Source organism: Cupriavidus sp. GW822-FHT02D05, assembly GCF_058802485.1.
The window spans coordinates 172,392-194,525 of record NZ_JBXAOE010000018.1 but is presented as its reverse complement, the minus strand read 5'-3'; the positions used below and the strand labels follow the sequence as shown (position 1 = coordinate 194,525).

At 67.1% G+C, this 22,134-nt stretch carries 24 protein-coding genes; 15 read left to right on the top strand and 9 right to left on the bottom strand.

All coding sequences use genetic code 11. From position 1 onward, the window contains the following. The first annotated feature begins 264 nt into the window (after positions 1–264). Complete coding sequence (locus tag AC1RQK_RS24080) at positions 265–660, top strand: DUF488 domain-containing protein (protein WP_492375214.1); 396 nt, start codon at positions 265–267, stop codon at positions 658–660. Between the two features lie 9 nt (positions 661–669). Here AC1RQK_RS24080 and AC1RQK_RS24075 read toward each other — a convergent pair whose 3' ends face one another. Both AC1RQK_RS24075 and AC1RQK_RS24070 read right to left on the bottom strand, forming a co-directional pair. Beyond that, entirely contained in the window at positions 670–840 is a 171-nt protein-coding gene (locus AC1RQK_RS24075; protein WP_492375215.1) for a hypothetical protein, read from the bottom strand. A 222-nt stretch (positions 841–1,062) separates the two neighbouring features. Further along, a complete protein-coding gene (locus AC1RQK_RS24070; RefSeq protein ID WP_492375216.1) occupies positions 1,063–1,779 on the bottom strand; it encodes a GntR family transcriptional regulator in 717 nt (238 codons plus the stop codon). 308 nt (positions 1,780–2,087) lie between these two features. Here AC1RQK_RS24070 and AC1RQK_RS24065 point away from each other — a divergent pair, with 308 nt between their 5' ends. The 3 genes from AC1RQK_RS24065 to AC1RQK_RS24055 all read left to right on the top strand — a co-directional run bounded on the left by AC1RQK_RS24065 (position 2,088) and on the right by AC1RQK_RS24055 (position 6,358). After that, a complete protein-coding gene (locus tag AC1RQK_RS24065) occupies positions 2,088–3,335 on the top strand; it encodes a nucleoside recognition domain-containing protein (RefSeq protein WP_492375217.1) in 1,248 nt (415 codons plus the stop codon). Positions 3,336–3,848: 513 nt separating this feature from the next. Continuing rightward, positions 3,849–5,987, top strand: coding sequence for an FUSC family protein (locus tag AC1RQK_RS24060; RefSeq protein ID WP_492811548.1), 2,139 nt, complete (start codon positions 3,849–3,851; stop codon positions 5,985–5,987). A 92-nt stretch (positions 5,988–6,079) separates the two neighbouring features. Next, positions 6,080–6,358: a DUF1488 family protein gene (locus tag AC1RQK_RS24055; protein ID WP_183032748.1), complete on the top strand. Its 279-nt coding sequence runs from the start codon at positions 6,080–6,082 to the stop codon at positions 6,356–6,358. 4 nt (positions 6,359–6,362) lie between these two features. Here AC1RQK_RS24055 and AC1RQK_RS24050 read toward each other — a convergent pair whose 3' ends face one another. Both AC1RQK_RS24050 and AC1RQK_RS24045 read right to left on the bottom strand, forming a co-directional pair. Next, positions 6,363–6,833, bottom strand: coding sequence for a universal stress protein (locus AC1RQK_RS24050; protein ID WP_492375219.1), 471 nt, complete (start codon positions 6,831–6,833; stop codon positions 6,363–6,365). A gap of 66 nt (positions 6,834–6,899) precedes the next feature. Then, on the bottom strand, positions 6,900–7,745 hold the full coding sequence (locus AC1RQK_RS24045) for a L,D-transpeptidase (RefSeq protein WP_492375220.1): 846 nt from the start codon (positions 7,743–7,745) through the stop codon (positions 6,900–6,902). A 284-nt stretch (positions 7,746–8,029) separates the two neighbouring features. On the opposite strand from AC1RQK_RS24045, the gene AC1RQK_RS24040 reads away from it, so the two are divergent. Next, entirely contained in the window at positions 8,030–8,824 is a 795-nt protein-coding gene (locus tag AC1RQK_RS24040) for a DUF1835 domain-containing protein (protein ID WP_492375221.1), read from the top strand. A gap of 23 nt (positions 8,825–8,847) precedes the next feature. Next, a complete protein-coding gene (locus AC1RQK_RS24035) occupies positions 8,848–9,486 on the top strand; it encodes a TetR/AcrR family transcriptional regulator (protein WP_043350405.1) in 639 nt (212 codons plus the stop codon). 49 nt (positions 9,487–9,535) lie between these two features. Here AC1RQK_RS24035 and kefC read toward each other — a convergent pair whose 3' ends face one another. Together kefC and kefF are read right to left on the bottom strand one after the other, a co-directional pair. Further along, the gene (kefC, locus tag AC1RQK_RS24030) at positions 9,536–11,350 is read right to left on the bottom strand and encodes a glutathione-regulated potassium-efflux system protein KefC (protein WP_492375222.1); all 1,815 of its coding nucleotides are present in this window, start codon (positions 11,348–11,350) and stop codon (positions 9,536–9,538) included. 10 nt (positions 11,351–11,360) lie between these two features. Further along, positions 11,361–11,942, bottom strand: coding sequence for a glutathione-regulated potassium-efflux system oxidoreductase KefF (gene kefF / locus AC1RQK_RS24025; RefSeq protein ID WP_492375223.1), 582 nt, complete (start codon positions 11,940–11,942; stop codon positions 11,361–11,363). Positions 11,943–12,359: 417 nt separating this feature from the next. Here kefF and AC1RQK_RS24020 point away from each other — a divergent pair, with 417 nt between their 5' ends. After that, positions 12,360–13,058 (top strand): GNAT family N-acetyltransferase, encoded by a 699-nt coding sequence (locus tag AC1RQK_RS24020; RefSeq protein ID WP_441637517.1) that lies wholly within the window; start codon positions 12,360–12,362, stop codon positions 13,056–13,058. Between the two features lie 81 nt (positions 13,059–13,139). On the opposite strand, the gene AC1RQK_RS24015 is transcribed toward AC1RQK_RS24020, so the two are convergent. From AC1RQK_RS24015 to AC1RQK_RS24005, 3 genes are all read right to left on the bottom strand, one after another. Then, a complete protein-coding gene (locus AC1RQK_RS24015; protein WP_043352404.1) occupies positions 13,140–13,631 on the bottom strand; it encodes an Lrp/AsnC family transcriptional regulator in 492 nt (163 codons plus the stop codon). 399 nt (positions 13,632–14,030) lie between these two features. Beyond that, complete coding sequence (locus AC1RQK_RS24010) at positions 14,031–14,603, bottom strand: EF-hand domain-containing protein (RefSeq protein ID WP_492811543.1); 573 nt, start codon at positions 14,601–14,603, stop codon at positions 14,031–14,033. Positions 14,604–14,765: 162 nt separating this feature from the next. Further along, positions 14,766–15,377: a type II secretion system protein N gene (locus AC1RQK_RS24005; protein ID WP_492375225.1), complete on the bottom strand. Its 612-nt coding sequence runs from the start codon at positions 15,375–15,377 to the stop codon at positions 14,766–14,768. Between the two features lie 273 nt (positions 15,378–15,650). Here AC1RQK_RS24005 and gspG point away from each other — a divergent pair, with 273 nt between their 5' ends. The 8 genes from gspG (at position 15,651) to AC1RQK_RS23965 (ending at position 22,104) form a co-directional block, all read left to right on the top strand. Further along, a complete protein-coding gene (gene gspG, locus AC1RQK_RS24000) occupies positions 15,651–16,118 on the top strand; it encodes a type II secretion system major pseudopilin GspG (protein ID WP_441637549.1) in 468 nt (155 codons plus the stop codon). Between the two features lie 36 nt (positions 16,119–16,154). Continuing rightward, positions 16,155–16,649 carry a GspH/FimT family pseudopilin gene (locus AC1RQK_RS23995; protein WP_492811541.1) on the top strand — a complete coding sequence of 165 codons (495 nt, stop codon included), beginning with the start codon at positions 16,155–16,157 and terminating at the stop codon, positions 16,647–16,649. Further along, the gene (gene gspI, locus AC1RQK_RS23990) at positions 16,646–17,074 is read left to right on the top strand and encodes a type II secretion system minor pseudopilin GspI (RefSeq protein ID WP_174428489.1); all 429 of its coding nucleotides are present in this window, start codon (positions 16,646–16,648) and stop codon (positions 17,072–17,074) included. The genes AC1RQK_RS23995 and gspI overlap by 4 nt, the downstream gene beginning before the upstream one ends. A 49-nt stretch (positions 17,075–17,123) precedes the next feature. Beyond that, complete coding sequence (locus tag AC1RQK_RS23985; protein ID WP_492375228.1) at positions 17,124–17,795, top strand: PulJ/GspJ family protein; 672 nt, start codon at positions 17,124–17,126, stop codon at positions 17,793–17,795. Further along, entirely contained in the window at positions 17,792–18,823 is a 1,032-nt protein-coding gene (gspK, locus tag AC1RQK_RS23980; RefSeq protein ID WP_492375229.1) for a type II secretion system minor pseudopilin GspK, read from the top strand. The genes AC1RQK_RS23985 and gspK overlap by 4 nt, the downstream gene beginning before the upstream one ends. A 391-nt stretch (positions 18,824–19,214) precedes the next feature. Next, a complete protein-coding gene (gene gspL, locus AC1RQK_RS23975; protein WP_492811538.1) occupies positions 19,215–20,624 on the top strand; it encodes a type II secretion system protein GspL in 1,410 nt (469 codons plus the stop codon). Between the two features lie 23 nt (positions 20,625–20,647). After that, a complete protein-coding gene (locus tag AC1RQK_RS23970; protein ID WP_492375231.1) occupies positions 20,648–21,265 on the top strand; it encodes a type II secretion system protein M in 618 nt (205 codons plus the stop codon). Beyond that, positions 21,265–22,104, top strand: a complete 840-nt coding sequence (locus tag AC1RQK_RS23965; protein ID WP_492811536.1) for a type II secretion system protein N — start codon at positions 21,265–21,267, stop codon at positions 22,102–22,104. Before AC1RQK_RS23970 ends, AC1RQK_RS23965 begins: the two co-directional genes overlap by 1 nt. Positions 22,105–22,134: the final 30 nt, after the last annotated feature.

Below are 22,134 nucleotides of genomic sequence, written 5' to 3'. Positions count from 1 at the left end.
GTCTGCTTTGCAGCGGTGTTTCGTGTTGCGAGGGGGCGAATCATAGGGGACCCCCTCGGCCTTGGCAAGCGTTTTCTGAAATGATTCTGGCACCAACAGAAAAGTGCTGCAAAAGACTAATGAAGGCCCGTTGGCATCGCCGAGCCACGGCGCTAGCCGGCGGCCACCTGGCTGCGGCAAACTATGGCCGCAGGACAGGCCCGGGCGGCACACGACGAAGTCCGCTACACCCGCGGGGCACTCTATATAGAAGGAGGAACTTGCATGACCATTCGCATCGTGAAGCTCGGCTCGCCCCGACAGCCCGACGAGGGAATCCGCATCGGCACCGTACGCAGGCCGCCCCGGGGCGTGCCGAAAGCCGAGTTCGCCAAGCGGGACTACTACGATGTGTGGTTTCCGAACCTGTCGCCCTCCGCCGAACTGGTTGCACAAGCCTTGGACATACAGAGCGGAGGGGATGAAAAGGCATGGCGGGCATTCGAGCGGCATTTTCGTGCGGAAATGGCGCGCCCGGAAGCCAGCAGGACATTGGATCTGCTGGCCGCGATGTCACAGCAAACGAACTTCTCGATTGGCTGTTATTGCGAACACGAGGAAAGATGCCACCGTTCCATATTGCGCGCCCTGCTGGCGGCGCGCGGGGCCGCGCTATCTTAGGCGGTGCGCTCAAACCGCCTTTTGGTCGCGCACGCACTGGCGGCGGAACAAGGGACGCAGGCTTGGCCAGCGGATAGGCAGGAGCGGGGTGCGATGGCGCACAGCGTTGCGCTCGGCATAGTGGGCCAGCAGTTGCTCGCCAACCGACTGCCGGAAATAGGCGGGCGTCGGGTAGTCCATGGTCAATCCCTATTGTGGTTCATCAGGATTGACAGTATACCGATTTTTGGTGCACTGCGTCATGCTGAGGCTTGCAAACGCCCCATTCCGGGGCATTGGGTTGCCGCCGGAACGCCCAGAAATACCAATGAAATCAACGAAAAGCAGCGCCCTGGTGGCGGCGGGTGCTGACTTGACCTGGTGCGGGATCTCTTCCGTATATCGAATACTATCTACCAGCGCTCAGGAACCTGTGGCGGCGGCCTCGGCCACATCTTCGGCTGCCTTGGCGGCGCTATAGACGTGCCGCGTCGCCAACAGCGCCGCCAGATCCGCATCGCCGGCGATGACGGCCTGCAGGATCTGCGCATGCTCTTCCCAGTTCTGCCGGGCACGCGTCACGTTGGCCGGTGCGAACAGCAGGCCTGTGCGCTCCCTGAGCGTACGCACCATATCCTGCAGCACGCTATTGGCCGCGATATTGCCCAGCACCTCATGGAAGCGGGTGTTCAATTCGATGAAACGCTCCGAGCGTCCGCTCGCGGCGGCCTCGGTGCCCTGGCGCAGCACTTCGCTGAGTTCGGCGATCAGGGCAGGATCACGGCGCTGGGCAGCCAGCTTGGCGTTAAGCCCCTCCAGGGTGGCCCGCACTTCAACCATTTCCTTGGCGATGTTCGGCGACAGCGTCGCCACCGAGGCGCCCCGCCGGGGCTCGATGCGCACCAGGCCTTCGGCGGCAAGCGCGCGCAGCGCTTCCCGCACGGGGATGCGCGACACGCCAAGTTCAGTGGAAAGCTTGTTCTCGACCAGGCGCTCGCCTTGGTTGTACTGCCCGCCGAGGATGCGCTCACGCAACGTATCGGTCACCAGGGCAAACAATGGGGAGTGCTGGGCGCCAAGACTGGCGCCGGCGGAATCCGAACCAGGAAGTGCGTGTTCGGTACCATGGGCGTCGGACATAGATTCTGGCTTGGGTCGGCGAGACACTGTCCTCGGGTGTGGCGCACGGGCGAGCCATCGCGAACGAGTGTCAAAGGGATCAGGGACCGCGGCGCTGGCCCGGAAGGCTGAGGGACAATGCGACCGCGGCGGCATTGTCCGCATTGTATACCGGCGCACTACGGTTTTTGCGCAACACACATTGCCAATGCCAAGGCTCACATCAGGGCGCGCCGCGCCCTGGCACAACGCGCCGCCCATGTGCCGTGGGCACGGGTCCGGCAGGCTATGATGCGTAGCCTCTCCCAAACCCCGCCCGCGATTCGCCGATGGCTCTTAACCTGGTCTGGCTCTCCTTCTTCCTGCTCGCCTTCATCGTCGCCTGCATTCGTGTGGCGACAGGCGATACCGCGGTGTTTCCGGCGATGCTCGCGAGCCTGTTCGACAACGCACGCACCGCGTTCGAGATTTCGCTTGGCCTGGCGGGCGTCATGAGCTTGTGGCTGGGCATCATGCGCATTGGCGAACGCGCCGGCGTAGTCGACGTCTTTGCGCGGGCGGTCAATCCGCTTTTGCGCCACTTCTTCCCCGGCGTTCCGCAGGGCCACCCGGCCCAGGGCGCGATGATGATGAATGTGTCGGCCAATATGCTGGGGCTCGACAATGCGGCGACGCCGCTCGGCCTCAATGCCATGCGGGAGCTGCAGTCGCTCAATCCGCGCGCTGACACAGCCAGCAACGCGCAGATCATGTTCATCGTGCTGAACACGGCTGGCTTGACGCTGATCCCGACTTCGGTGATCGCCATGCGGCAAGCGATCGCGGTCAAGCAAGGCCTGGTCGGGTTCAATGCCGCAGATATCTTCCTTCCGACCCTGCTTGCCACCTGCGTGTCCTGCGTTGCCGGCTTGCTGGCAGTGGCTTGGGCGCAGCGGCTCAACGTGCTCAAGCCAGCCGTGCTGGCCGCCTTCGGGCTGCTGGCGGCGGCTGTCGGCGGAGTCTTCCTCTGGCTGCGGCACGCGCCCCCGGAACAGGTGAGCACCGCCACCGCCCTGGCTGGCAGCGGCTTCATCCTGACGTTGATCGTGGTCTTCCTGATTTGCGGCGCCGTACGCGGCATAAACGTCTACGAGGCCTTCATCGACGGCGCCAAGGAAGGCTTCGGCGTCGCTGTGCAGATCATCCCCTATCTAGTGGCAATCCTGGTGGCGATCGGGCTGTTTCGGGTGACCGGCTGCATGGATGTCCTGATGCGGGGCCTGAGCGCCGCTTTTGCTTGGCTGGGCCTGGACACCGCCTTCGTCCCCGCGCTGCCGGTCGGGTTGATGAAAATCCTGTCTGGCGCGGGCGCCCGCGGGCTGATGATCGACGTCATGAGCACCTATGGCGTCGACTCCTTCCAGGGTAAGCTCGCCGCGATCATCCAGGGCTCGACCGAAACCACCTTCTATGTGCTTGCCGTGTACTTCGGCAGCGTCAACATCCGCAACACACGGCACGCGCTTGCCTGTGCCTTGTTCGCCGATCTTGTGGGATTGTGCGCCGCGATCGGCATCGCCTACCTGTTCTTCCGCTGAAACTGGCACGCCGTGCCGCGATAAAACCGACGAATTGCCGACAAACACTCGACGAAAACAGGGCGAAAGATGATAGAAGACGAGCTTTCGATGTATTAAGCCGCTACTTTGTTGCTCACATACAACATGTTTGTGAAGCCAGACACGCTTGGCCTACATGCCGCTTGGTGCGACGCAACAAATCATATATAGTGGAGTCTGTCTCCTCCACCACCTCGGTGGATTCCAGCCCGCGCACGAAACTGCGCGGGTTTTTTTTGCCCGCGTTTTGCCAATCGCCATGGTTTGCCATTGCTGTGGCGGCTCACGGCATCGGCCGCAGCCGATCCTGCCCAGCGCACCAAAGAAGCTCAGCCGCTGCACCATGAGAAGGCCAGGCCGCACCGCTCCGGGGTGAAACCTCGAATTTCGCGCAAAATGTTGCGACGCAACATTCGATCCCGTAGAGTCAACCTGTCTCTTGCGCCTGGCAGGGCGAATCTCCGCCTCGCAGCGCCCACCCTTCTTGCCGACATGATCTCCGCGCTGCGCCTGCCCCGCCCCGATGCCTCGATGTTGCAAAGAGGCCTGGTCTACGCCTTCTCGTTCCTGGTCCTGGCCGGCACGGGATGGCTCACCGGGGAAGCGGGCTATCTGTGGGCGGCAACGGCTTCGATCTGGACCTGCCTGGCCGACCGCCGCGGCACCGCCGCCGAACGGCTGGCGGCACTGGGCTCCGTCGGCATTGGCGGTGCCGCCGCATGTGCCCTGGGCACCGCTGCAGCGGTGACGCCATGGACGGCGCTCGCCGTGGTGCTTTTCGCCGGGCTGGCCGCCGGGCTGGCCGAGACCCGCGGCCCCGTGCCCGCGCTGTCGGCCAAGCTGCTCTATGTGGTGCTGATCGCCTCCTGCCTGCAACCAGCGGGCGAGGCCGAACTGGCCATGCGTGTGTTGGCCCGCAGCCAGGAATTCCTGCTCGGCGGCATCTTCGCCTGCGTCGTCAGCCTGGCCCTCATCCGATCCGCGCGCGACACGCGGCCGCGCGCCGAGATACTGGCGGTGTTCGATGCGTTGCTGCGTTTTGCCTCCGATCTGGCGGCCGATGCGCCCGTGGGCGATGCGACGGCCACCAAGCGCGACATCCGCGAGCGTATCGAGGCTGCGCATCAGGCGATCAACATGCGGCGCAGCCTGCGGGACCCGCTTGGGCTGATGCACTATGCCTATGTGGTGAGCCTGGCCGATGCCATGTTCGCCCTGTTGATCGTTGCCGCCGAACTGCGCAGCCGGGCCGATGACGCGGGCCCCAAAGCCGGTGACACGGGCAGTGCGGAGCACCTGCCGCTGCGCCACTTGCTGCGCTGCGTCACCGATGTCCGGGAGCAGGTCTGCGAAGGTCTGGCCCATCACGCGCCTGACTTGCCGTCGCTATGCGCGGCGCTGGCCGGCGAACTGCGCCGGCTGCATGCACCGCTGGCCAATGCCGGGGCGCCGCCGTTGTACCAGGCTGCGCTGAGCGCACTGGCCCGCTATCCGGCCTTCGGCGACTGGCGCCGCGAGTACCGTTGGCCGCGGCGCGCCATGCGCCGGACATGGCAACGCTGGCGCGCCGTGGTTGCGGAGCACACCGCCCGCGATGCCCGCGTGGCCCGCCATGCGGTGCGGCTGGCGCTGGCTGGCGGCCTGAGCCTGATGCCGGCGCAGTTCTGGAGAGTCGATCACGGATACTGGGTAGCGGTCACCGTCATCATGGTGCTTAGCCCCCAGTTGCAAACCACGCGCAGGATCTCGTTCCTGCGCTTCGCGGGTTCCCTGGCCGGCGCGCTGCTGGCCTGTGCCATCGGCCTGGCCCACCCGCCGGCGCCGCTGGCCCTGGCAATCAGCGCGGCCTGCCTGGCTGCCGCCTATACGTGCCGGCTCGCCGGCAGTCCCGAGGCCTTCGCAATGTGCCTGACGCCCGCAGTGATCCTGTTCTCGTGGGTCGGGGCTCCAGCGGCGGACAGCAGCCACTTTGCCGCACTGCGAGGCATCGACACGGCGCTGGGCTGCCTGATCGCCCTGGCTAGCTACTATGTGCTGGCGCCGCGGGCCGAGCTGTCGCGGGTGTATCGCCATAGCCTCGACGCGCTGGTGGCAAACACAACGTACCTGCGGGCCGCATTTGCCGGCGCCAGCGCGTTCACTGCCTCGCCCACCCGCTCGCCCGCGCCGACGCAGACACGGCTGGAAGCCTTGCGCATGGCGGCCGGGCGTACCTCCAGCCGGGCGGATCAAACCTTGCAGCAGGGTGTGGCAGAGCTCGCTCCAGAGTTGGCCCGCGAGTACGCCCAGCTGCACCTGGCCTTGCGGCGCATGGCAGCGCTGGCTGGCTTGGTGCGCGCCGGGCTAGAGGCCCAAGCAGGCAAGAGCCAGCCGGAACCGGCCACGCAGGCCGTCCTGCAAGGCCTCGCCGCACGGCTGTCCGACCTGGCAGCCAACCCCGGCGCAGGCGTGACTTCGCTTGCAAGCGGGTTCCTGCCGGATTCCGCGGCACCGCTGGACCGGTTTCTGGTTGAACAGGCCGGCTTCGCCTCGGCCCAGATCAACACCGCCCACGCAGCCGTGGCCGCCGTGCACCGGCTGGCCGGCGGCCAGCCCAGGCCCAACGGCCCGCATTTGCCCTATCCGGGTTGATGACGGTCAAAGCCCAGCACTCTGCGTTCATCGCGGATCGGAACCATCTCCTAGAATGGTTCCATTCCTCAGTGACCGGTGTGAGGCACGCCATGCCCGAAATTTCCTTTCCCCGCAGCGTCCCCACCTACTGTGCGGCTAGCCTGACCCTCTCCTGCCCCGCCACTGTCAACGGGCAACCCACCTTGTATTCGATCACGGCCGAGGCGCTCGAGACCCATTTCGGCGCCCGCTCCCCACGCGAGGAGGATCTGGTGCGGGCGTTTACCAGCCACCGGCAGCGCATCGAACGCATTGCCGAAGGCCTGTTCGAACTCACCCAGGCGCGGGAAATCCTGTTACGTAGCGGGCACATCCGATTCGCAGGCTGAAGGCTCAGCCTTCCGCCGCCTGGCCGCGCACCAGGAGCACCGGCACGCTGGCCTGCCGGATCACGGACTCGGCCACGCTGCCCAGGACCAGCCTGCGCACGCCACGCCGGCCGTGGGTGCCGATCACGATGAGGTCTGCGCCCCATTCAGCTGCGGCATCGTTTACCGCGCTGGCAATGTCGCCCCCCACGGTCTGCTGGGTGACCAGCCGCGTTTCATGGCGCACGCCCTGCGCGCTCAGGCGTTGCGCGGCAGCCGCCAGCGCGCGTTCGCCGCTGTCGGCCAGCGCTTGCTGCACGGGCGTTGGGTCGTAATACGCAACGTCGAACATAAGCTGGCCGTTGTCCACGACATACAAGGCGAGGACTTGCGCGCCCCCGGTGCCCGCGATCCGGATTGCCTCGGCAAGCGCCAGGTCGGAGGTTGCACTGCCATCCACTGCCACCACAATCTTCTTATAAGCCGCATTCGTCATTGCCATTTTCTCCAGTAGAACAACGGATAGTGGCGGAAGCGGCATCGCATTCCGCCGGATTCGATACTACTCGCCCCCGCGCGACGCGGACGTTCCGTGCGCGCCCGAGTCCACAATCACGAGGTAGCGCCCGGGCCGGGCCACCGGCGCCCGGCCCGGCGCCAGGACCCAAAGCGAGTCACCGCGCTGCGCAGCGGCCAGGTAGTCGGCATCCAGCAGACCATAGTGGTCAAGGAGGCGATTCAGGGTGGCGGGGATCCGCACGCATCCCTTGGAAGCCGGGTGGCCCAGCCGAGACTCAAGCCGGTCCGGATCGGTGGCATGCATCTGCAAGCGCATCTGGCTCTCCCCGCCCTTGCCCCAGCCACGTTGGGCATCGACCCAGCCGAAGTCATAGATGCGCATCCCGCTGACGCCGTAGCCGCGGATGCCGTTTTCGTTGTAGGTACCCTCGGCACGGAAATCCATGTTGTCCATGCTGTGGCTGAATACACCGGTCGGGGTGATGAAATGATCGAAAGTGCCTGGCTTGCCTGTCGAGACGGGCGCGGCGCCCACCCACTGCCAGGGCGCATCGTCGGCGGGCCGCGCGAACAGCATGGCGGCCTGGACGCGCGGGTTGCGATCGACCAGCACAGCCCAGTCACCCGCATCGGCCTCCCGCCCGTCTGCCTGTAGCGCGGACGCCAGCAAGCCGGCATACCGCACGGCGACGGCCGCCGGGAGGCTGAGATGGCGGGACACTTGTTGCGCGAATGCTTGCCGGACCATGCTGAGCTCATTGGCGGCGGCAAGTGGTGGCTGGAACGCCACCAGCGCGGCTAGCGCCAATGGCGCCAGACGTCGTCTGAAGCGAGCGAGCCAGCGCCGAAAACCTTTGACGCGGGCCCGCCCGAGGCGAGCGCACGACATGATTGCCTCCTTTAGACAGGCGTTGCGGCTAAACGCCATGGTTGACGTTTACGCGGCGCGGCGCCTTGTGCAGGATCAAGCTCCACGCACGGAAGCGCTCCGACGCCACCGTCCCGAAACGGTGGACGGTCTACTTATATAGACCGCGAAGGCACGGACTATTTCCGTTGTGTATGTCGGACGCCGCTTCCCCGGGGACGAAGGATCGCCAGCGTACCGAGCGTGGCGGCTCAGCCGCCGCGTTTCGTGCCTTACGCAGGTCGCATCCATATACAATCACGCCCATGCAATACATCCATGTCGTCAATGGCGACGTAGCGGGCAACACGCTACGGCAAGCCCTCGCCCAGGCCGCCAGGCCCGACCCGGTCGTCGTGCTTCGCGACGACCTCGCCGTCGGGCCGCTGGCCGATGTCGATAGCAGCGGGCTGATCCGCTCCGGTTTCTGGCAGCGCGTGGCGCCGCACAGCGACATCGACTTCGCCGCCGAAATGCATCAAGCGCTCGACCAGCTGCATGGCCTGCGCAAGGACGAGCTGGAAGTTGCCATCTGGCATGGCCAGAGCGCTTCCGACCAGCTGATGCTGCGCCGGGTGGTGTTTCACCTCTACCAGTCGCCCCAGCGCATCAATGAAGTGGCCATGGACATGCGCGAGCTGGAAGCGCCCGCGCGCGGCAACCTGGCCGCTATCGGCATGTATCCCGCGGCCCGGCTGGCGCGGCGCTTCTCCACCATCGCCCCGGTCTCGGTCCTGCGCCTGGGCCGCCTGGGCTATGAGTGGCAGCAGAACGTCAAGGAAAACGCCGACGTGCGCCTGTGGAAGGGCAATACGCTGGTGCCAGCGGCCTACCACACGGTCGACGAAGTCATCCTGGAGCGCGCCCCGCTGGAATGGGCGCCGGCCGCGCAAGTGGTGGGCGGCGTGATGGGCGCCATCGAAGGCCTGCTGGCCAGCGACTGGTTTGTGTTCTGGCGCTGCCGCGAGCTGATTGGCGCCGGCCAGCTGGTGCTGCGCGGCAATGCCGAATCCCTGCAGACCTGCGAGTTGCGCCGTAACCTGTCCGCCGGCGGCGAGTAAAAAGAGAAAAGGCGAAGGTCTCCATGGCCCGTACCAAGGCACCCGATTTCGAGGCGCAGCGCGAGCAGATCCTGGACCTGGCTGCCGCCGCCTTTGCCGCCAGCAGCTACCCCAGCACCTCGATGGCCGACCTGGCTGCCGCCTGCGGCACCTCCAAGGCCCGGCTGTACCACTATTACGAGAGCAAGGAGGCGATCCTGTTCGACCTGCTCGACCGCTACACGCGCCGGCTGATGCTGATCGTGACCGAGGTCGAGGCGGAGGCGGAACGCCAGGGACGCAGCGAGCTGGATAGCTTCTCCAACCTGATCCGGGCCTTCCTGGCCGAGTACGAGACCTCGCAGACCCGGCATGTCGCCCTGATCAACGACGTCAAGTTCCTCGCCGAGGAGCAGCGCGACCAGATCCTCAAGCGCGAGCGCGACGTGGTGGCCGCCTTCTCCCGCCAGTTGCGCCGGGCCTATCCCGAGCGCGTCACCCGCGACAACCAGGCCGCGCTGACGATGACGGTGTTCGGCATGATCAACTGGACCTTCACCTGGCTCAAGCCAGGCGGCAAGCTGTCGTACGCGGAGTTCGCCGAGATGGTGATCGACCTGCTGGCGGGCGGGTTGCCCGGTGCGCGCGCAGAACCCGCAGCGCGGCTGCGTGGTGTCGAGTAACACAAATTCATAGGCAGTGCCGGCGCCATTGCAGCGCCGGCGCGGCACCTCAGGACCAGTCTTCCTCTTCCCGCTGGCGGCGCTGATCGCGGTCCTGGCGGAACATTTCCTCCAGTTCGTCGCGCGCCTGGCGCGCCAGCGAGACCAGCTTCTTCTGGTCCGTGTAATGCGGATAGAAGCGCTCGATCGCCGCGATGTTATGCCGGCGAAAGCGCAGCGCGACCGAGCGGGCCTGCACGGGATCGTAGCCCAGCCCCTCCAGCACGCGACGGCCCAGCAACAGCGAGCCCTCGAACACTTCGCGCTCGAACAAATGCACGCCGCGGTCCTTGAGCTGGTAGACGTGCGACACATGGCGCGCCCGCGCGTAGATCTGCAGGTGCGGGAAACGCGCTCGCACGCTGTCGATCAGCGCGAGGCTGTCCTCCATGCCATCGATCGCCACCACCAGGATGCGGGCCCGCTCAGCGCCCGCGGATTCAAGCAGGTCCATGCGCGTGGCGTCCCCGTAGAACACCTTGAAGTCGTACTGGCGCAGAAACTCGATCTGGTCGGGATCGTGGTCCAGCACGGTCACGCCGATCCCTTGCGCATAGAGCAGGCGGCCGATGATCTGGCCAAAGCGGCCGAAGCCGGCGATCAGCACGGGGTTGTCCTGCGGCGCGATCACGTCGTCCGGGCGCCGCGCCAGGCGGGCCAGCCGTGGCGCCACCAGCCGGTCGAAGGCCAGCAGGAGCAGCGGCGTGGCCACCATCGACAGCGCCACCACCAGCACCAGCAGCGCCTCGGTGCGCGCCGGCAGCAAGCCGGCGCCGCCCGCCACGCCAAACACCACGAAGGCGAACTCGCCGCCCTGTGAAATCAGCAGCGCAAACAATAACCACTGGCCGCGCGCAATGCCAAAGCGCGGCGCCAGCAGGGCCAGCACCAGCGTCTTGAGCAGCACGAAGCCAACCACCAGGGCTGCCACCTGCACCGGCGCGCGCATCAGCACGCCGAAGTCGATCGACATGCCTACCGCCATGAAGAACAAGCCCAGCAACAGGCCCTTGAAGGGCTCAAGGTCGGCTTCCAGCGCATGGCGGTACTCCGAGTCCGCCAGTAGCACGCCAGCCAGGAAGGTGCCCAGCGCCATCGACAATCCCACCGCGTCCATCATCAGCGCGATGCCCACCACGAGCAGCAGCGCGAAGGCGGTGAACATCTCGCGCATGTCGGTGCGCGCGATAAAGCGCAGCGCGGGGCGGACCAGATAGCGCCCGCCCACCACCACGGCGCCGATCACCCCGACCGCCTTTGCCGCCCCGAGCCAGCCCCCCGCGCCGGACGCGCCGGCGTCTGCGCCACCGGCAGCCAGCAGCGGCAACAGCGCGATCATCGGGATCGCGGCGATGTCCTGGAAGAGCAGGATGCCGAAGCTGGCGGCGCCCGCCGGCGTGCCAAAGAGATTGCGCTCGGTCAGCGTGGCCAGCGCGATCGCGGTGGACGACAGCGCCAGCCCCAGGCCCGCCACCAGCGCGACCTGCCACGATGCCCCGACCAGCGCAGCGACGCCGCCGAGCAGGATCGCGCAGGCCGCCATCTGGGCGCCGCCATAGCCGAAGATCACGCGGCGCAGCGCCCACAGCTTCTTGGGCTCGAGCTCCAGGCCGATCACGAACATCATCAGCACCACGCCGAACTCGGAAAAATGCAGGATGGACTCGACGTTGGTCACCAGCCGCAGGGCCCACGGGCCGATCGCCACGCCGGCCAGCAGGTAGCCGAGCACCGCGCCCAGGCCAAAGCGGCGCGCCACCGGCACCGCCACTACCGCGGCAACCAGGAAGACCACCAGGGCCACCAGGAAATCGTGTTGTTCCATGGCGTGCTCCTCAGCTTGCGGCGGCGTTGGAGGCAACGCCACGGGCGCCGTCGGCAATGCCGCCCAGCACACCGGTGACCCGGCCGATATGGTCGGCCAGCGCCTGGGCATCGGCCTGGTTGGCATCGTGCAGCACCAGTGGCGACAGCCAGCTCATGCCGCACAGCACGGCGGTCTGCTCAAGCGGCAGCATGTATTCCTCGATGCTGTGGCCATGCGTGCCGTCGGGCCCGTAGGAGTCGGCGTGGCCACCGGTGCTGGCCACCACAAGCATGGACTTGCCACGCAGCGCCGTACCGCCGGGGCCGTAAGCCCAGCCACTCTCCAGCACATCGTCCACCCACAGCTTGAGCAGCGCCGGCATGCTGTACCACTGCACCGGGAACTGCAGCACCAGCGTGCCGGCCCGCGCGAGCGCGCGCTGCTCGGCGACCACGTCGATGTCGTAGTCGGTATAGCTGGTGTAGAGATCGTGCACGGTCACGCCGGGCAGGCTTTCCAGTGCCGCCGCCAGCGGACGATTGACGCGCGACAGTTGCGGCCTGGGGTGGGCGTAGATAACGAGAATCGGGGGCTCGGCCTTGGGGTCCACGAAAAATCCTGAGAAATCAGCTGCGCAACAGTAGTCGCGAGGCCAAAAAAGATGCGCATAAAGCACTTACATCTGTGAATAACCGGGGCTGTGCCACCGCGAAGCAGGGCCAATCCCGTGCCCCGGCCCGGCGAAAGCCGGTATGCGGCGTTGCAGCAAACCCACACCATCGGGCGGAAAGCGCCCTTCAAGCACCACACAACTGATTGATTTATATAGATTTAGTTGGAATTTACAAAATCGAACAAGGTAGATGCGATGCTCACCTTACGTGGAACTGACAAATCCACTACAATACTTTTTGCATTGCAGCAAGATAGTGTTTGCCCTTGTAGCCCGACCAATTTGTCGAAAGTGCATGGACGAACACCCGCTGAGTGCTATTTTTATACCTGATTACGTCGCAAGGAAAACAAAGTGAATCCGCTCGAACTGAGCAAGGCCGTCGGGGCCGTATCCGACGAAGATCTCCGCCGTGCAGCCGCAGCAGCGCAAGCCTCGCATCGCCCCACCACCCTGGTGCGCGAACTGGCTGCGCATCATCGCTCGCGCCTGCTCAAGCATTTCCTCGCCCTGGGCGAGGAGGATCGCCTGCTCCGTTTTGGCCAGTCGGTTGGCGATCATGTGATCGAAGCCTACGTCGACAGCATCGATTTCGACCACGACACCGTGTTCGGCGTGTACGACGAGCACCTGGAACTGATCGGCGTGGGCCACTTTGCCAACCTGCGCGACAACACGCAGGGCCGCGTCGCCGAGTTCGGCGTCTCCGTGTCGCAGAGCGCACGTGGCCGCGGCATTGGCAGCGCGCTGTTCGAGCGTGCGGCCATGCACGGCCGCAACAGCAATGTGCGCACCCTGTACATGCACTGCCTGTCGCGCAACGCCGCCATGATGCACATTGCCAAAAAGGCCGGCATGAAGGTGCAGTATGCCTACGGCGAGGCCGATGCCTACCTTGAGCTGCCGCCTGCCGATACCGTCAGCCGCCTGACCGAGGCGCTCGACGAGCAGGTTGCCGACCTCGACTACATGCTGCGCCGCAACTTGCGCGATGCGCGCCGTTTCGGCCTGCGCTTCTGGCGCTCGATGGTGCCGCAAAAGCACACCGCCTGAGCGAAGCCTGCCGGCATCGTACCGATGGCGCGCCCGCCCGGCGCGCCATTTTCTTTGGTGCCGGCAATAACCGCGAGGCTCTCAGCCTCCTGGTACCGGCAAGGCCGTGGTGTCCTTGATGCATTCGAGGGCGAAGCTCGATCGTACGTCGATGACCGCGGGATGGGCCAGCAAGTGGTCCTTCATGAAGCGTGCGAAATGCTCCATGTCTTCCACGTAGACCTTGAGCAGCAGGTCCATCTCCCCGGTCATGGCGTGGCAGGCGGCCACTTCCGGCCAGATCTCGATGGCAGCGCGGAACAAGTCCAGCGGCGCCTTGCCTTTGGGCGCGCCCCCGTGCTTCTCGAGCCGTACGTTGATATAGGCCAGCAGCCCCAGCCCGATCCGGCCGGGTTCCAGCAGCGCCGCGTACTGGCGAATCACGCCAACCTCCTCCAGCCGGCGGATGCGTCGCAGGCACGGGCTGGGCGACAGGTTCACGCGCTCGGCCACTTCCAGGTTGGTCAGCCTCCCGTTGGTCTGCAGCACCTCCAGGATCTTCCTGTCGATCTTGTCCAGCTCCACCTTGCTCACGATATTGTTGCTCCGCAATATGTTTGTCGGCAATTTTTTTGCGCAAATTTAGCAAACCGTGCACAAGTACGCAATTTTTTATGGCGACCTGTCTCTTCCGGCGTCCTTTCGCCCTGCGCGATCGCCTTCCAGGTGCAAGATGCCGCCGCGGCGTACGGCCCATGCACAGGAACAGGGCGTCAGAGACTGCCATGGCAAATGCGGCCGGATCGCCCCGGACGTTCCGGCCTTCAGGAGCGTGGACTATTCGCTGATCCGGCAGGTCGAGCGTTCGGAAGGCAAGGATGGTGCCAACACTGGCCAGAGCCGCCAGCCACGAAGCAAAAAAAAGCGCGGCCGGCAACGGTCGCGCTTCTTTTCATCTGCCCACGGCGCGGCGCGCCGTGGATCCTGCCTCAATCAGCCACCGCTGCTCGACGGCGCTGCCGGGTTGGACTGGCTACCGCGGGGCATCCGCTGCATCCGCTGCTCGTGCATCTTCTGCATGCCAGCGTGGATCTCGTCCAGCGTCAGCTTGCCGTCGTGGTTGGTGTCGAGCTGGTCGAAGTACTTGGCCAGGTGAGGCATCCCGGCTTGCACCTCTGCCTTGGTCAGCGCACCGTCGCCATTCTTGTCGGCCGCCTTGAAGCGGGCATCGAGCTCGGCCCGCATCTCGGCACGGCGCTGCTCCATCATCGTCTTGTGATAGGCAGCCAGTTCGCTCTTGTCGAGCTTGCCGTCGTGATTGGTGTCGATCTTGTTGAAGAGCGTGTCGGCCTCCGCTTTGGAGATCGTGCCATCGCCGTCGGTATCGATCGATTTGAACCACATGCCGCCGCCATGCTCCATATGGTGGCGCATACCCGCCTGAGGTCCCGGGCCCGGCGCGGCGGGGGCAGTGGTCTGGGCGAAAGCTGCGCCGCCCATCGCCAGGAACACCGCCGAAGCGGCCATGAAATTCCGGATCGAACGTGCCTTGAGATTGCCTTGCATGTCTTTGCTCCTTTTTCGTCTCGGTGGACTGGTAAGGATTAGAGCGCACGCCAGGCTGGAAAGTTGGTCCGCCTAATACGTTGTTACGCGGCTCACAGTTAAGCACCGCCGGCGTAAGCCGCTGAAAGTAACGTAAACAAGTTGGCGCAGCGCCGTTACAAATCAGTCTTTAGCAGAGATAGGTTCGTTACCGCCCTGGGACGGCTGCTGCGGCAAGGACTGCAGCGGCGGTGCGGGGATGGGCGTGGCGGGCACCGGCATCGGCGTGGATAGCGGCGCCGCCGCGCCTGCCGGCAAAGCCGGCTGCGGGGCCGCCGCGGGGCCGCGCGTGACGATGGCCGGGACCGGCAGCGCGATTTCCTGGCGCACGCCATTGCGCTCGATCACAACCCCACGATCACGGACTTCCGTCAGCCGGATCTGCGGGGACAGCGCGGTGCCCGCGCGCACCGCCTTGGCCGGGCCGCCATCCAGCGAGACAATGGCCGCCCCGGCACCGCTTCCAATGTCGGCTACCACCCCGATCAACTGCACATCGCGCACGCCGGACTGCGCGTTGCCGCCAAACAGCGTGCCGGCCGCGCCGGTCTCCACCGCCTCGGTCTGCGCCACGCGGGCCGCGTTCGGCACGGCAATGGTCTGCATCGCGCTGAAGGTCAGCGCCCAGCGGGTAGCCAGGGCGCATAGCGCAACGAACAGCACGAGCGCGGCCAGTCGCGGCAGCCAGAGGCTGGAGGGGTTGAAGCGAAGGGCGGGCCGCAAGGAGAGTTGCACGGAAGTGGGCTGGTAGGCATCAAAACACCAAGCCTACCAGAGCCGCATGACAGCTGTCTGCCTCCGTCAGGCCCGCGACGCATCGGCACGCCAAGGCAAAACGATGCGTTGCGCGCATCCCGCGCCGTTTTGCCGCGGGTGAACATGCAAGCACTCGCTCGCAAAGTCGTCATGAAGTGGCGGTTATACTGTTTGACCACTGGATCGCCGCCACGCGGATGCAACGCGGATGTAAGCAGGCGCTCCGCCAGATATTCCATAAGGCTAACCATGATGCGCAGGAACGTTGCCACCCTTCCCGACTCTTCACCCCGCCTCGGCCGCCGCCGTGTCCGCGGCTTTACCCTGATCGAAATCATGGTCGTGATCGTGATCCTCGGCGTGCTGGCCGCGCTGGTGGTCCCGAAGATCATGAGCCGCCCCGACGAAGCCCGCATCGTCGCCGCGCGCCAGGACATTTCCTCGATCATGCAGGCGCTCAAGCTGTACCGCCTGGACAACAGCCGCTATCCCACCACCGAGCAAGGCCTTGCGGCACTGGTGGCCAAGCCCACCACCGAGCCCGTGCCCAACAACTGGAAGGGTGGCGGCTATCTGGAAAAGCTGCCCAAGGATCCCTGGGGCCATCCGTACCAGTACCTGAACCCGGGCGTGCGCGGCGAGATCGACGTGTTCAGCTTCGGCGCCGACGGCCAGGCTGGCGGCAGTGGCAACGACGCCGATATCGGCAACTGGGAATAAGGAACCACTGCCATGATCCGGGCCAGGCGCGCAGCCATGAGCACCTGGCCACAGCAGGGCCGGGCTCACGGCCGTCGCGGCCGCGGCTTCACCTTGCTGGAACTGCTGGTGGTGATGGTGATCGCCGGCATCGTGATCTCGCTGGTCGCCGTCAATGCCGCGCCCAATGAGCGCGGCCGCGTGCTCGACGACGGGCAGCGCATTGCGCGGCTGTTCGAGCTCGCCCAGGAAGAAGCCCAGCTGCGCGCCCGGCCGATTGCCTGGGAGGCCGATACGGTCGGCTGGCGTTTCCTGCAAGCCACGCCGGCCGGCTGGGCCCCGCTCGCCGGGGACGTGTTCGCGCCGACCAAATGGCGCCTGCAGCTCGACGGCGTGGCCGTCACCGAAGGCGGGCGCGGCAACGGCGGCGCGCGCCTGGTGTTCGGGCGCGAGCTGATCGAAGGTCCCCAGCATGTCGTGCTGGTGCGCGGCGGCATTCGCATCGATGTGGCCAGCGACGGCGCCGGCCGCTATTTCGCCAGCACGCCATGACGCGCCGCCCAAAATCCCCCCCCTGCGCGCGTACCTCCCGGCGCGTGCCGGTGCGCGGCTTCACCCTGATCGAAGTGCTGGTCGCCCTGACCATCCTGGCCGTGGCGCTGACCGCCGCCATGCGCGCGATGGGGTCGATGATCGAGGCGGGCTCCGCCTTGCAGACCCGCATGCTGGCCGAGTGGAGCGCCGAGAACCACCTCGCCACCCTGCGCCTGTCCAAGACCTGGCCCGAGCCCGGCACGCGCGGCTACGCCTGCCCGCAAGGCGGTGTGGAGCTGTACTGCGAAGAAACCATCTCGGGCACGCCCAACCCCTCTTTCCGCCGCGTCGAGATCGCGGTCTACCCGTCCGGCGCCGACAAATCCGTGCGCCTGGCCTGGCTGGTCACCATCGTTCCCAATGAAACGCGCAACCTGCTCTGAACGCGTTAAGCGCTTTAAGTGCCTTGGGCGGCCGCGCCCGGCCGTGGCCATGCGCGGCTTCACACTGCTGGAAATGCTGGTGGCGATCACCTTGCTGGCAGTGATCGCCGTGATCGCCTGGCGCGGCCTGGACGCGATGACGCGCGGCCGCGAGCGCCTGACCGACCACGACAACCGCCTCAATACGCTCAAGCTGCTATACGGCCAGTTCCAGTCCGACTGCGAGCACCTGACCAGCCCGACCCTGCTGCAGGGCAGCCCGGTAGAGCTCGGCAACGGCCTGTTGCTGATGGTGCGCGACCGCCGAGACGAGGGCCGCCCCAGCCAGTGGCAAGTCATCGCCTATCGCCTCAACGGCAACACCGTGGTGCGCGCTGCCAGCCCGCCGGCGGACAACCGCAGCGCGGTGCAGGCCGCGATGATCACGCTGCGCCAGGCTGGCGGCGGCGCAAACCTGGCGCGGCCGCTGGTCGGCGATGCCGACAGCCTGTCGGCGCGCGTCTGGGTCGAACCCGGTGGCTGGCAGGCCGAAAACGGCCGCATCGCCGCCGCGCTGCTCAGCGGCAACGCCAGCGCCAGCGCGGTGGCCGCCTCCGGCGTGAGCGCCAGCCTGGGCGTAGCCACCACGGCGGTGCGTGCGATCGAGCTCAACCTCACGGCGCGCATGGGCGACGGCGACACGCCGCGGCGCTTCCAGAAAATCTGCATGACCGGCCTATGAGCAAGCGCATCGCTCCCCTTGTGCCGGCCGGCCGCCGCCAGCGCGGCGCCGCCGTGGTCACGGCCCTGCTGGTGGTCACGCTGGCGGTCGTGGTGGTATCCGGCATGCTCTGGCGCCAGCAGGTGCAGATCCGCTCCATCGAGAACCAGCGCCTGCTGGCCCAGGCCAGCTGGATCGAGCGCGCGGCCGTCGACTGGGCCCGCCTGATCCTGCGTGACGACCAGCGCCGCACCAGCGTGGACCAGCTCGGTGAGCCCTGGGCAGTGCCGATCGCCGAGACCCGCCTGTCGGACTTCCTCGGCGCCGGCCTGCGCACCGACCAGGAAGGCGAAACCTCCTTCCTGTCGGGCCGCATCCTCGACGCGCAGGCCCGCTTCAACCTATCCAACCTCGTGCTGTGGACCGCCAGCGAGTCCCAAGGCCGGATCGCCACCATCGACGCCCCCAGCCTGGCGATCTATCGCCGCCTGCTGCAGACGCTGGGCCTGAACGCCTCGCTGGCCGAGCCGACCGCCCGCTACCTGGTAAGCGCCGCCGGCGCCAGCAACGGCGGCAGCAGTGACAGCCAGCGCGGGCTGCGCGCGCCCGACGACGTCAACGACCTGCTCGCCATTCCGGGCTACACGCCGGAGATCGTGGCCGCGCTGGCGCCCTTCGTCGACGTGCTGCCCGAGCGCACGCTCGTCAATGCCAATACCGCCGAGGCCGAAGTGCTCGCCGCCGTGATCGACAAGCTGCCGCTGGACCGCGCCCGCGAAGTGGTGCGCCAGCGCGACCGCGCCTATTTCAACAACATTGGCGACCTGCAAACGCAATTGCGCACGCTGGCGCCGCAGGCCGACCCCAACGCCGCCACCAGCACGCTCGACGTACGCACCCACTATTTCCTGATCTACGGGCTGATCCGCCACGAGCGCGCCAGCCGCATGCAGGTCTCGCTGGTCTACCGCGGCGAAGTGCTCGGCAATGCCAACACCACCCGGGTGGTCTGGGTGCGCGATATCGACCGGATGCCGGAGCAGCGCTGATGCGTGCAACCCCTCGTCCGTGTGGCCGTCGTGGCTGGCGGATTTTGGGATCATGCTGTCGGATCGCGCGGGACGAAAAGGGTTACCGTAGGTAGCCACAAGTGGCAGGCCCGGGCCTCCCAGGCGCGCCGCGAAACACCTGCCGGCGCCCTTCCCGGGTGTTTGGCCAGCAGTATCAGACAGATACGTATTGACGCCAATTCGTCACACAGGCAAGGTATGCTCCGGCCCGGCGGAAGCGGTAGTCCATGGCTCCGGGCGCCCGCCTGCCCTGTGCCGCCGGCAGTATCGCAGCCGGCATCCGCCATGCAAGCAGCGCCGTCCGCTGCATGGGCCGCATGCCCCCGCTATCGTTCATTGACGCCACGATCGGCGCTGTAGCAAGGAAATCTTGAGCACCACCCTGTACGTCCGCCTGCCGCATCGGCCGCACGACCAGCCGCAACCCTGGCACTTCGGTGCCTTGCCGTTTGCCCTGGTCCGCACGGCCGTCGCCGACCGTAGCCACCGGCAAGGCCCCCAGGCGGCGGGGCAGTTGTTGCGCGAAGGCCACGCCGCCATCGCCGAACTGCCTCCCGCCGAACGCCTGGTCCTGATCATGGCGGCCAGCGATGTGCTGCTTACCGGAGCCACGGTGCCGCCGCTCGCGCCGGCGCGGCTCAAGCTGGCGCTGCCGAACCTGGTCGAGGAGGTGCTGGCCACCGACGCCCAGCCTTGCCATATCGCCGTGGGCCCGCCCCTCGACGCGCTGCCGGGCAAGGGCAAGGCGGCCAGCGGCTCGCGCCGGCGCTTGCTGATGGTGACGGACCGCGCCTGGCTGCGCGCCGTGCTGGACGCATTTGCCGAGCATCGCCACCGCCGCCGCCACGTGTTGCCGGCGCAGTTGTGCCTGCCCCAGCAGCCTGTGGCGCATCCCGCCGAGCCCGGCGCGGATCCCGTCGGCCACCCCTCCGCGGCAAGCGCGGCCCTGGCCACGCTGGCGCTCGAAGCCGCCTCGCTGACCAGCGCATCGCCCTTGTTTGAAACGGAGGGCGTGCCCACGCCAGCCGAGCTTTCGCGCTATTGGCAACTGACCGTGCGCAGCAGTGAGTACGCCGGCTACGGCCTGCTGCTAGGCTCCGAGGCGCTCGCCGCCTGGCAGGGACTCGCCCCCGCCGGTGACTGGTACGCATCAAAGGACGCCTTGGCGCGGGTGGCGCCGCCGGGCGCGCAAGCGCTGGACTGGCGGGTATGGATCGAAGGGGCGCAGGCCAGCCTGCGCGAGCCCGCGCTCGACCTGGCCCAGTTCGAATTCGCCCAGGGCCGTGCCGACCGCTGGAACCTCAAGGCCTGGCGCCTGCCGCTGGCGCTGGCTGCCGGCCTGGTGCTGGTCCAGTTGATTGGCATGAACGTGCATTGGCTGCTGCTGCGCCAGGAGGCGCAGCGCCTCGCGGCCGGCCAGGAACAGACGCTGCGCAGCGCCTTTCCGCAGATCCCCGTGGTCATCGATCCGCCGCTGCAGATGCGCCGCCAGGTCGACCAGCTGCGCCTGGCGAGCGGGCGCAGCACGCCCGACGATTTCCTGCCGCTGGCCGACCGCTTCGGCCAGGCCGCGCGCCAGCTTGCGCCGGACGCGCTGCTGGCGCTCGAATACCGCGGGCACACTTTGTTCGCCACGCTCAAGCCTGGCACCGACACCAATGCGCTGCGCAGCGCGGCGCGCCAGTCCGGCCTGGCCATGGAAGCTGACAACAGCCCGCCCGACGCCGCGCGCGCCAACGCACCGGCCGGCACCCGCTGGTCAATCAAGCCCAGCCTGTGAGCGCGGACCGCCAAGTGACCCCGATGAAAGACACCGCATCCAAGCCCGGCCCCCGCGCCACCCAGCGCAGCCCGGCTGGCCGCGCGCGCGTCGCGGACCGGCTGGCGCGCCTGCGCCCGCGCGTGCCGCAGCGCTGGCAGGAACGTTTCGACGCCTTCTGGTCGGCGCGCAACCCGCGTGAGCAGGCCATCCTGGCCGGCGGCAGCGCCGTGCTGGCGCTCGTGATCGGCTACACCGTCCTCTGGGAGCCCGCCGCCGACGGTCGTGACAAGCTGCTGCGCAGCCTGCCGCAACTGCGCAGCGACGCGGCGGAGATGGAAACGCTGGCGCAGGAAGCGCGCGGCCTGGCAGCCAGCCCGGCCCCGTCGCTGCGCGGCGAGGCGCTCAACCAGGCCTTGCAGGAGAGCCTTGCCCAGCACGGCCTCAAGGCCACCCGCCTCAATGGCACCGGCGACAACAGCGTGCAGGTGCAGCTCGACAAGGTGCCCTTCGGCTCCGTGGCGAGCTGGCTGCAGGATGTGCGCCAGCAACAGCGCCTCAAGGTGATCGATACCCGCATCGTCTACGTGGGCGCCACCGCCTTGGTGAACGTCACCGCCACCTTGCAAGGCCCCGCGGCAAATCCGGGCGGGCGCGGCTGATGGCGCGCCTGGAAGCCCTGAGGCTCGCCCGCCGCCGCGTTGCCAGCCCCCGTGGCTGGCAACGCGCGGGCTGGCTGGCGCTTGGCTGCGTCACCGTGGCGCTAACCGTGCTGGCGGCATTTCCCGCGGCATGGATCGCCGATGGCATCGCCAGCCAGAGCCAGCGCCGCGTGCTGCTGGCCGATGCCGATGGCTCGCTGTGGAACGGCAGCGCCACCCTGGCCCTGTCGGCCGGCACAGGCAGCGAGACCGCCACGGTGCTGCCCGGGCGGCTGCAATGGTCAGTGGCCTTCTGGCCGTTGCTGACCGGCACGCTGCGCATGGTGGTCAACCATACCGAGGCCATGAGCGGCCCGGTCGCCGTGGCGGTGACCCCGCTCGGCTGGACCGCCCAGGCCGGCGCCATCCGCATGCCGGCGGCGCTGCTCGAAGGCGTCGGCGCCCCGTTCAATACCCTGCGCCCCGACGGGCTGATGCGCATTGACTGGTCCGGCCTGCAAGGCCGGTTCTTTGCGCGTGCCAGCGAGCCGGGCAGCGCAGGCGGCGCGGGCGGCATGACCGGCCACCTGACCGTACGCCTTGACCAAGTATCATCGGCCGTCAGCCGGGTGCGCCCGCTTGGCAGCTACCGCGCCGAGATCGACTGGTCGGGCGCCGACGGCAAGCTGCAACTGACTACCCTCGCCGGGCCACTGCACCTGCAGGGCAGCGGCACCCTGGGCCGCCAGGCGCGCTTCGAGGGCACGGCCGACGCCGACCCCGACGCCGCTACGCAATTGGTGGGCCTGTTGAGCCTGCTGGGACGACGTGAGGACAATGTGACACGGCTGCGCTTCTGACCCCGGCATCGGCGCGAAACCTTCGCGCCG